The 9,614-nt window shown below is 34.6% G+C and carries 8 protein-coding genes and 4 pseudogenes; 9 read left to right on the top strand and 3 right to left on the bottom strand.

Translation table 11 applies throughout. The features are described 5' to 3' along the window. Positions 1 to 89 precede the first annotated feature (89 nt). The 3 genes and pseudogenes from Wcon_RS13450 (at position 90) to map (ending at position 2,102) form a co-directional block, all read left to right on the top strand. Positions 90 to 1,030 (top strand): annotated as a pseudogene (locus Wcon_RS13450) (IS5 family transposase). Positions 1,031 to 1,150: 120 nt separating this feature from the next. Beyond that, on the top strand, positions 1,151 to 1,297 hold the full coding sequence (locus Wcon_RS11465) for a hypothetical protein (protein WP_237350111.1): 147 nt from the start codon (positions 1,151 to 1,153) through the stop codon (positions 1,295 to 1,297). Between the two features lie 22 nt (positions 1,298 to 1,319). Beyond that, positions 1,320 to 2,102 (top strand): type I methionyl aminopeptidase, encoded by a 783-nt coding sequence (map, locus tag Wcon_RS07915; RefSeq protein WP_114517797.1) that lies wholly within the window; start codon positions 1,320 to 1,322, stop codon positions 2,100 to 2,102. A gap of 31 nt (positions 2,103 to 2,133) precedes the next feature. On the opposite strand, the gene Wcon_RS07920 is transcribed toward map, so the two are convergent. Beyond that, positions 2,134 to 3,345, bottom strand: a complete 1,212-nt coding sequence (locus Wcon_RS07920; protein ID WP_114517801.1) for an MFS transporter — start codon at positions 3,343 to 3,345, stop codon at positions 2,134 to 2,136. A gap of 212 nt (positions 3,346 to 3,557) precedes the next feature. Here Wcon_RS07920 and rsmH point away from each other — a divergent pair, with 212 nt between their 5' ends. Both rsmH and Wcon_RS12580 read left to right on the top strand, forming a co-directional pair. After that, positions 3,558 to 4,514: a 16S rRNA (cytosine(1402)-N(4))-methyltransferase RsmH gene (gene rsmH, locus Wcon_RS07925; protein ID WP_114517798.1), complete on the top strand. Its 957-nt coding sequence runs from the start codon at positions 3,558 to 3,560 to the stop codon at positions 4,512 to 4,514. Positions 4,515 to 4,521: 7 nt separating this feature from the next. Further along, entirely contained in the window at positions 4,522 to 4,653 is a 132-nt protein-coding gene (locus Wcon_RS12580) for a hypothetical protein (protein ID WP_255565542.1), read from the top strand. A 197-nt stretch (positions 4,654 to 4,850) separates the two neighbouring features. Here the strand turns inward: Wcon_RS12580 and Wcon_RS07935 are convergent, their stop codons facing one another. Next, a complete protein-coding gene (locus Wcon_RS07935; protein ID WP_114517799.1) occupies positions 4,851 to 5,150 on the bottom strand; it encodes an ETC complex I subunit in 300 nt (99 codons plus the stop codon). A gap of 142 nt (positions 5,151 to 5,292) precedes the next feature. On the opposite strand from Wcon_RS07935, the pseudogene Wcon_RS07940 reads away from it, so the two are divergent. Together Wcon_RS07940 and pth are read left to right on the top strand one after the other, a co-directional pair. Then, a pseudogene (locus Wcon_RS07940) lies at positions 5,293 to 5,903 on the top strand (50S ribosomal protein L25/general stress protein Ctc). After that, positions 5,903 to 6,469, top strand: a complete 567-nt coding sequence (gene pth, locus Wcon_RS07945) for an aminoacyl-tRNA hydrolase (protein ID WP_114517800.1) — start codon at positions 5,903 to 5,905, stop codon at positions 6,467 to 6,469. Before Wcon_RS07940 ends, pth begins: the two are co-directional and overlap by 1 nt. A gap of 29 nt (positions 6,470 to 6,498) precedes the next feature. Here pth and Wcon_RS13455 read toward each other — a convergent pair. Continuing rightward, positions 6,499 to 7,307, bottom strand: a pseudogene (locus Wcon_RS13455) (transposase). A gap of 747 nt (positions 7,308 to 8,054) precedes the next feature. Between Wcon_RS13455 and Wcon_RS07955 the strand changes: the two are divergent. Both Wcon_RS07955 and ltrA read left to right on the top strand, forming a co-directional pair. After that, positions 8,055 to 8,236, top strand: a pseudogene (locus Wcon_RS07955) (IS630 transposase-related protein); the annotation flags it as partial. A 536-nt stretch (positions 8,237 to 8,772) separates the two neighbouring features. Further along, positions 8,773 to 9,614, top strand: an 842-nt coding sequence (gene ltrA / locus Wcon_RS07960) for a group II intron reverse transcriptase/maturase (RefSeq protein ID WP_114516916.1), incomplete at its 3' end; no start/stop codon positions are given.

A 9,614-nucleotide genomic window follows, 5' to 3' on the forward strand; every position in this document is an offset into this window, starting at 1 on the left:
TGGCTTTGTTGCATCACTCAAGAGAAAAGAACTGGCAGTTACTGACAAAATTCATTATAGAATAGCCATTTAACCATTGAAGAAAAAATATGCCACAGCAAATGAAAGTCAGTAACTGCAATGAATATAACAAATTTCTCCAAGAAAGAGGAAATATTTTTCATTTTATTAATAGAAAATTGGTACGAACATGGTCCAAAAGTGTTCGGTGGCAACAATATTTACAGTGATAAAGTTGTGATTTTAGTGCATATAGTCGCTAGTCTCTTTAGAATTGGCTTAAGACAAACGGTAGGGTTTATAAAAGGATATTTGCAGCAAGTAGGAAAAGGCTTAGCAGTCATTAGCTATTCGCAGGCTTCAAGAAGGTTTAAAAAACTCAATATTAAGATCAATGATTGCAGAGTTGACAAAAACAATATGGAAGATATTGAAATTGCCATAGACAGTACAAGTATCAGTATTTATAATAATACCCCTGGTCACAGTAAGGAAAATAGTAAAGATAGAAAGTATCGCAGCTATGAACAGACAAGAAAATTGCATGTAATGTTGAATATAAATAGCAAAAACGCCATAGCTGTAAAATACAGTAACGGTGTCTACTCTGATCACTTGTGATCTGCTAAAAAAAGTTGATTTTCAGCATGTCGTAAAAGTACTATATGCCGATAGGGCGTACGATAGGCATAAGCTTTATAAATTATGCAAAGAATATAATATAAAAGCAAAAATTCTACCAAAAACCTGTGCAGCAGAGCATTTAAAAATAGACTACATGTCTGATAGGAACACTGCTATTAGGTTAATCAAATTACATAATGAAGATGGTATGAAGAAGTGGAAAGAAAAAGTAAATTATGGAAAGAGGTCATATATTGAGGTTTTTTTTTCGCGACTAAAACAAACATTTGGGTTTAGCTTTAGAAATAAATCCGAAGTAAATCGTGAAAAAGAATTGCTAATAAAATGCTACTTACTCAATAAATTTATTGAAATTGGCGTCGCTAAATTTGAGATAGCTTCATGAATTTATTATACATTATCTACTATCCAAAGAGCGATGCAACAAAGCCACTGGGATCTAGATATAAAAACATTTGCAAATTGTTCAATGAACAACAGATTCTAGGAGCATACAATGTCCATGATGAAAGATAAAATAGGCTGGATCCCAGTGTCACGCACTGGGATGACAGGGAAAAAAGGCACTTGGATAACAATATTTTTTGTACTTTTGCATTCAATGTTCGTACAATTATGTGTCAAGCAGTGGAATCTACTACGCAAGATGTGAATTATAATAAGAAATGGAAAACATGAACATAACTATACATTCACAAGAAGATTTTGACTTTATGCGTAAAGCTGGCAGGCTTGCAGCTGAAACTCTTGATTTCATTGCACCATACGTCAAGGTAGGTGTAACAACTAATGAGTTAAATGATCTATGTCACGACTTTATAATCAATGCAGGTGCAATTCCAGCACCACTGAACTATAAGGGATATCCAAAATCAATTTGCACTTCAAAAAATGCTGTTGTATGTCATGGTATTCCTGATGATAAACCTCTTAAAGATGGAGATATTTTAAATATTGACGTTACAGTGATTTTAAATGGCTGGTATGGTGATACAAGTCGTATGTTTTGGGCTGGTAAACCCTCAATAAAAGCAAAGCGTTTGTGTAATGCTACTTATAATGCGCTAATGGAAGCAATAAAACAAGTCAGGCCAGGCAATAAGTTAAATGAAATAGGACTTACTATAGAAAAATATATTGGAGATTTCGGATATTCTATCGTACGCAATTATTGTGGACATGGCATAGGAAAGGTTTTTCATGCTCCACCAAATGTTGTACATTTTTATGATGAAGATGAGGATCTTGTCTTAAAAGAAGGCATGTTTTTTACAGTAGAACCAATGATCAATGCTGGAAATCATGAAACTCTGCTTAGTAAGCTAGATGGCTGGACAGTGACAACACGTGACCTTTCACTTTCTGCACAGTTTGAGCATACGCTTGGGGTAATAAAAGATGGTGTTGAAATATTTACATTATCACCTAAGAATTGGCATTTTCCACCTTATGATTAGATTTTTTTAAACACTTGGTTTTCGAAAAAATCTAACTCTTAACTTGTGATATAGCAACTAACCCAATTAGTGCACAGAAAATCATGTAAAAACTTGCTAAAGCTCCTTGTCCTGTAATCTTGATAACAGTTGTGCATATAAATGGTGCAAGACCACCAAAAAATCCAGAAGCTATATTCCTTGATAAGCCAAATCCACTGTATCGCACCCTTGTTGGAAATAATTCACACATAAACGCGCTAACAGGACCAAGCGATGCAGCTATTGGGATTATAAAAAGAACGTGCGCCATTATGGCGAGCAAATTATCACCACTTAGTATCATTGAAAAAACTGGATAACTTACTACTATAAAAGTCACAAATGCAAATTTCATGACTTTTTCTCTTCCTATCTTATCAGAAAGTATTGCAAATAGTATAGTCAGTCCTCCAAGTGCAATTTGGTTCAATACTTCCACTATATGGTTAAAGTGAGTGTTGATTGTTGATGCAAGTACATTGAAAAACACTAAATATATGTAAAGAGATGCATTTTCAACTATGTCAACTCCCACTGATATTAAGAAAGGTTTTTTATAGCCATTTAATAGTTCTTTTAACGGTAATTCATGTGGCTTTTCCTGCTTTTTATACTCTGGGCTTTCGTCAAGTATATATCTCATGTATATGCTGATTAATCCCATTACAAAACTAAAAATAAAAGGCAATCTCCATCCCCAAGATTCAAAATTAGATACTTTCTTGCATATGAGTACCGCTATAAGACTTAATATTGAGCCGAGAATTGCGCTTAATACTTCAATACTGCCAAAAAATCCTCTTTTATTCTTAGGAGCATGCTCTATTAAAAATGGCGCATTTCCTGCCTCTCCTCCAAGGGATATACCCTGCAATAATCTTAAACATACCACCAGTATTGATGCTAGTACTCCAATTTCTTGATAACCCGGAACAAAGGCAATAAGTACGGTCGATAGAGTCATCAATATAATAGAGAGAAATAGAGCAATCCTTCTTCCATATTTATCGCCAATGTGGCCAAATATAGCAGCACCAATTGGTCTTATTAGGAAACCCACTGCAAACACTCCAAAAGCTTTAAGTATGCTGACTAATTTGTCATCTGACGGAAAAAACACATCTCCGATTATGCTTATTAGATGACTAAAAAGCATATGATCATACCACAACAAAGTGTTACAAATTAAACTTGATAGTATTACTTTTGTCATTTGTTGCACAAAATCTTCCATAATTTGTTTGATATTATAGTAATATTACTTACTTTTTCAAACGCGAATTATGTAAATATTATATTAATAATATTATCTTATTAAATCTTAATATTTTTATATCGTTGATTATATTTAAATATCCTTTATTATACCTATATATTTCCATATATTTTTTGGCAAGAAAGTTATTTTAATTTAAGTGCACAAAGTCTCTTGATATGACACATACTCCAGTTTTGTTAAAAGAGATGCTATTGCAATTATTACCACAAAGTGATAGCATATATGTAGATGCCACATTTGGAGCTGGAGGATATAGCAAAGCAATATTAGAGTCCGCTGATTGCAAAGTGTATGCAATTGATAGAGATGAAACAGTTACCGAATTTTATGATGATCTGAACGTTAAATATCCTAATAGAATAAAATTGTTTATTGAAAAGTTTAGTAATATTAAAAGTATACTGAATAAATCTTCTGTCATCCCAGTACTTGATACTGGGATCCAGAAAAAAAATAACTGGATTCCAGCGTCACGCGCTGGAATGACATCAAATGGAGTGGATGGCATAGTTTTTGACGTTGGAGTTTCATCTATGCAACTCAACAATGGAAACAGAGGATTTTCATTTTTACGTGATGGTCCGCTTAACATGAGCATGGATAACTATTCTCATATGAATGCTTCAACGTTTGTTAACGCTTTACGTGAAGAAGAGATTGCAAACACTATATACAATTACGGGGGCGAGCGTCATTCTCGTAGAATCGCAAGAGCGATAGTAAATACGCGGAAGAAGAAAACTATCAAAACTACATTTGAACTTGCAGATATCGTACGTTCTGTAGTGTTTCGTGGAAAAAGCAAGATTGACCCTGCCACTAGGACATTTCAGGCGATCAGGATATGGGTAAATGATGAGCTAGGAGAGCTTGAAAAGGGTATTAAAGCTGCATCTGAGATTTTAAACGAGAATGGCAAATTAATCGTTGTCACCTTTCATTCTCTAGAAGACCGTATAGTTAAAATCCTTTTTAAAGATTTATGTGAATCAGAATCTACCAAGACATTCTCTCTTTTAAATAAAAAAGTGATGAAAGCAAGTGCAGAAGAAGTAAACACAAATCCACGAGCGCGTTCAGCAAAACTAAGAGCTATACAGAGGTTGTCATGAGGACCTTTTGTATCATTTTAATAATTATGTTTTCTTTAGCATTACAGGGTTATTTAAGGTAAAATTACACGTCCTGTCACTAAATAGAGAGCTAACACAAATAAAACGTGAAATTAATTTAGTGCAAAAAGCGACATAAAAGTCCTGCGAGCAGAATGGAGTTATTTGAGTAATCCAAAAAGGCTGGCAAGCCTTATGGAGAAATACCTAAAAAATAACTCTTTGATACTAGCTAGCCAGGTTCGACTCTCTAAATGGCCGTAGTGTGTTAGCAAAATTAAAAACCCATAGTAACGATTAGATTTAAGCTTTTAGATAAACACACTACAATAAAACTTACTTTGGCATGAAATTATTTGCATAAGATTTTGGCAGCCTTTTAACATCTTTTGGCATTTCAATTGTGTATTTTGTGTTATGTTTCTTTGCATAAGATACTGCTTTTTCAAGAGAATCAAACTTTAATGCAATCTGTTTTTTTGGGTCTTTTGAGCCAACCCACCCCATCAAAGGTTCAATATAGTAAGAACAAGGTTCAACTTTTAAGTACCAGAATTTTGTATTACCTAGACCAGATTGTGTTGCAGTTTTTGTTGGCCTATAAATCTTAAAAACTACTTGATCGTCAATACTCATAGCTCTTACTAAGTAATCTTAAGTATATATCTAAATAAATTCTTTCACAAAGAATTAGTGTGAAAGAATGAAGTTTAAAATAAATATTTTTATGTTATATTATTAAATTATATTAAAAGGATTAGCTGAATAGGAGTAATCGATGGTACAGCAAGAAATGGTAACAATTAATGCAGAATTACGTGATGTAAAAAAAAGAAAGAGATGCAGGCTCTTAGGGAAAAGGGAAGTATACCTGCAGTTATATATGGCAAAGGGCATGATAACGTAAATTTGACACTATCTGCAAAGGAATTTACTAAGCAATATAAATTAGGTACTCTTTCTGCACATCTAATAGAACTGGATATTTCGGGTAAAAAAGAATATGCTCTTGTTCGTGATATTCAATGGCATGTAGTAAAGGATACTGTGCAACATGTTGATTTTCAGTTTGTTGATAAAGGTAGTGAAATTAAAATAGATATACCTTTATCGTTCATAAATGAAAGTAAATCACCAGGAATTAAATTAGGTGGAGTGCTTAATGTTTTGTGTCGTTCTATTACTGTCAAATGCTCTCCTGATAAAATACCTCAAGTCATAGAAATTGATTTATCTGGCAAAATGATTGGTCAGTCTATACATATCAATGATGTAAAATTACCAGAAGGTGTTAAGTTTGTAGTTCATGAGGAAGAAAATTTCACCATTGTGACAATCTCTGCTGCTGATAGTGATATTGAAAAGCCTCAAACAAAAACAGAGGAGTAGTGCATTTAATAGCTGGGCTTGGTAATCCTGGTAGTCAATATGAATTAACTCATCATAATATCGGCTTCATCATCGTTGATGCAATCTACAAATATTGGAATTTTCAGTCATTTTCTAAGAAAGCCGATTACTTGATAACCTCTGGCATAATTAATAATAATAAAATCATGCTGATAAAACCTTATTCATTTATGAATAATTCAGGTATCCCTATTACAAAAATAAAAAATTTTTACAAGTTATCGCTAGATAATATTGTTGTCATACATGATGATGCTGATTTGAAATTTGGAAGAATAAAAGTAAAAAAAGGCGGCAGCTCTGCTGGACATAATGGACTTAAGTCTATAGATAGCTTTATTGGTAATGATTATTGGCGTTTGAGATTTGGAGTGGGTAGGCCTGAAAATCAGAAAAGCTTAGCAGATTATGTGTTATCAAAATTTTCAAATTTTGATAACGTTATCCTCTTAGTAGAAAAAATAGCAAAAAATATACACTTAATGCTGCAAGGAGATAACACAGCTTTTATCAACTCGGTTGGGAGTATGTTAAATAAACTTTAGTATAGCAATCGAATAGGACATCTACCGTCTTAAACATCAAGATAAAAATTATTATTTTTTATCATAGCATTTAAACAAATGATGATTTTTCTCATTACAGCAACTTTAGCGGCTTTGCCAGAGTCAACTAAACGCTGGTAAAATACTTTCATTTTTTTATTATGACGCATTGCAACCACAGCAGACATGTATAATGCTTTTCGAGCATAAAATCTGCCACCTATGATTTGAGCTTTGCTTATTTTCCTTCCGATTTCGTTGGTTTTTGGCAACTAGACAAGCTATTTCCTTATTATCTAACCTACCAAGTTCAGGTACCTCTATGAGTAGGATACTTGCGGTCAACACCTTTATAGCTAGTTAGCAGTTTGCTTTTTTCCTTCAAATCAGGATCAGAGTTCTTCTATGTCTTGCCTAATTTGCTCTTTTGCAAATTCTATCTGTTTTTCTATATATTCCCTGGCTTTTCCTGTTGCAAACGGCACTTATTTGCATATCGTTTAGATTGCGCTCAACTGCTCTTTTAGTTCTTCTTGCTTTTGTGAAACTATGTATTCTATTACCTCGTCATTTTTTGTGATAAATTCAGCATATTTTTCTAGTAATTTTGCATCTAATTTATCTGTTTTTGCAAAGTGGTTGCAGACCTTTGCAAACCCGATTTGGGTGAGCTCTGTGAACAGCTATGTTATGTTCCCGTAACAACTTTATGACAAGTTTTTCATAACCACCTGTTTACACATAACCTAACAAGTACGTTAACTATTTTTGACTTTATAAACTCAGATATAGCTCTTTCTACATTTTCTATACGCTGATGTTTATTATCGATTGAGATATCAAGTGTTTCTTTTGAAACATCAAAAAACTGTTCTAGCCATTTTTGTACCTATAAATATAATCAAATAATAATGTAAATGCTGTACAGGATTGTTTTTAGATCCCCCTACCGTTCGTACTCCATTTTTTAAAGCTAGGAGTGTACTGAGATGCCTACGATTTCTATCAATCAATCCAATTGACAGCTTGCTCATTATAGCCTTGCGGCTTTGATTTAATATACAATCATTTATATTACCTTAAAGCCTTACTATGCCTTTATTATCCCTTTGGGGAAACCTCTTTTAAGTTAGCTATATGATACCACTTGTTATACTTTCAACACTTATGATATCTATTCCCGCTGAGTTAGGATTCATTACCTATAATTTGCTTTTTTTGTTTTTTGTTTGGTAGAAGTCATAGTCCTATCCACCTTGTTTGAGTTTTATTTTTATGACTCCCCCACAAGAACCGTGCTTGCGTAGAGTAGGTAGCCAGCGAGTTACTACTAAGCACTTTTCCAACAACCCCTCTCCGAACCACGCATGACTGTTTCCGTATCACGTGGCTCTCCGATAATCTTTACATTTTAAGGAATCACCATCATATTTACCATATTGGATTTTCTTATGGCATTCATGACAAACAACAAGAGTTTTCCTCTGTCATTCAATCATTCTTTTCTTCCATTCAGGTAGTTTATAGCTCTTTTCATAATAGTACAAACGAGGTAAAATAAGATTTTATAGTAGTGAAGGTAAGTATGCCAGCAGCATATAGTTATGATTTAAGAAAAAAAGCAATGGAATCACTAGAAGAAGGAGAAAGCAGAGAAGCAGTGGCAGCAAGATTTAAAATTGGAAGAACTACGTTATGGGAGTGGCAGCAAAGAAAAAAGAAACAGGAGATTTTCAGTCAAAAAAACTTGGAAATGGAGGTTATAGTGTGCCGTAGTGATGCAAGGAATGGTCAGAAAAGAGCAAACTGAGTACTTAAGCTACGCAATAGATGAGGGTGGGCCCCTCGGAGCCGATTTACAAGAGCAGGCTTCAAACAACCATAAGCTGCTTTGGTAAAGAGCCAAGGTAGTGAGCGTTATGGAAAAGGCGCAGTTATGTGTCATGTGTGAAATAGAGAGATGAACGAAAGTGAACCACTGATAAAGTGTCGAAACCATAACTGATGACGTCAAAACCAGGGGCTTATAACTCAACTGGGATAAATCTACCGGGAGCTTGTTTACGGGGTAGGAGGCGTCCGGCATAAAGGTGGCATGAATCTATTTTAGGCTATTGTGTAGAACTACGGGAACCTGTCGTTTCGATGATAAGGGAGAAATTCAAGGAGCTAAACTCTAAGGATGAGAGTACCAATGCGGAAAACAGGGGCGCGTAGTAGTGAAGAAGTTTCTGTAATGGAAATGGAGCGAAGGAGTTGAGTTATTCAGTTTTAATTATGTATCAACCGAAAGGGAGGAGTTAATGAATAAAACAAAGTCTTTTGATATACCAAAGCAACTTATTTGGAGGGCTTATAAACAAGTATCGAAAAATAAAGGTGCGGCTGGTGTGGATGAGGTATCGATAACAAGGTTTGAAGAGAACCTGAAGGATAATCTGTACAAACTATGGAATCGGATGTCATCAGGAAGTTATTTTCCAGAGCCTGTAAAAGCTGTAGCAATACCGAAAGATACGGGAGGGGGACAAAGAATTTTAGGTGTTCCTTCAGTATTCGACAGGATAGGGCAAACGGCCGCTTCTATGTATCTTGAGCCGCTAGTAGAACCAAAATTCCATGAAGATTCATATGGTTATAGACCGAATAAATCAGCACTGGATGCGGTAGATACGGCAAGGAAAAGATGCTGGAGGTATGATTGGACGATAGATCTAGATATATCCGGGTTTTTCGACAATTTGGATCACGAGTTGGCATTGCAAGCTATCAAGAAGCATACAAATTGCAAATGGGTCATACTATACGTTGAAAGGTGGATAAAATCCCCTATAAAACTTGCAGATGGCAGTAAGGTAGTTAGGGATAAAGGAGTTCCGCAAGGAGGTTCAGTTAGCCCAATCATCTCTAATATATTCATGCATCATGTGTTTGATATATGGATGAAAAAGAACTACCCGACGGTACCATTTGAGAGATATGTGGATGATGCGATAGTGCACTGCAGAACAGAGAAACAGGCAGAATTTGTGAAAGTAATGATCGAAGAAAGATTGGCTGAGTATAAGTTGAAATTACATCCTGAAAAGACACAGATAGTGTACTGTAAGGATGACAATAGGAGAGATGAATTTCCTAAACAAAG

The sequence above is a fragment of the Wolbachia endosymbiont of Cylisticus convexus genome, from assembly GCF_003344345.1.

What these genes read in the sequence shown, in the direction of transcription:
- map (WP_114517797.1), top strand. Translation starts at nt 1,320, where the DNA reads ATGAACATAACTATACATTCACAAGAAGATTTTGACTTTATGCGTAAA.
- Wcon_RS11465 (WP_237350111.1), top strand. Translation starts at nt 1,151, where the DNA reads ATGAAAGATAAAATAGGCTGGATCCCAGTGTCACGCACTGGGATGACA.
- Wcon_RS07935 (WP_114517799.1), bottom strand. Translation starts at nt 5,150, where the DNA reads ATGAGTATTGACGATCAAGTAGTTTTTAAGATTTATAGGCCAACAAAA.
- rsmH (WP_114517798.1), top strand. Translation starts at nt 3,558, where the DNA reads ATGACACATACTCCAGTTTTGTTAAAAGAGATGCTATTGCAATTATTA.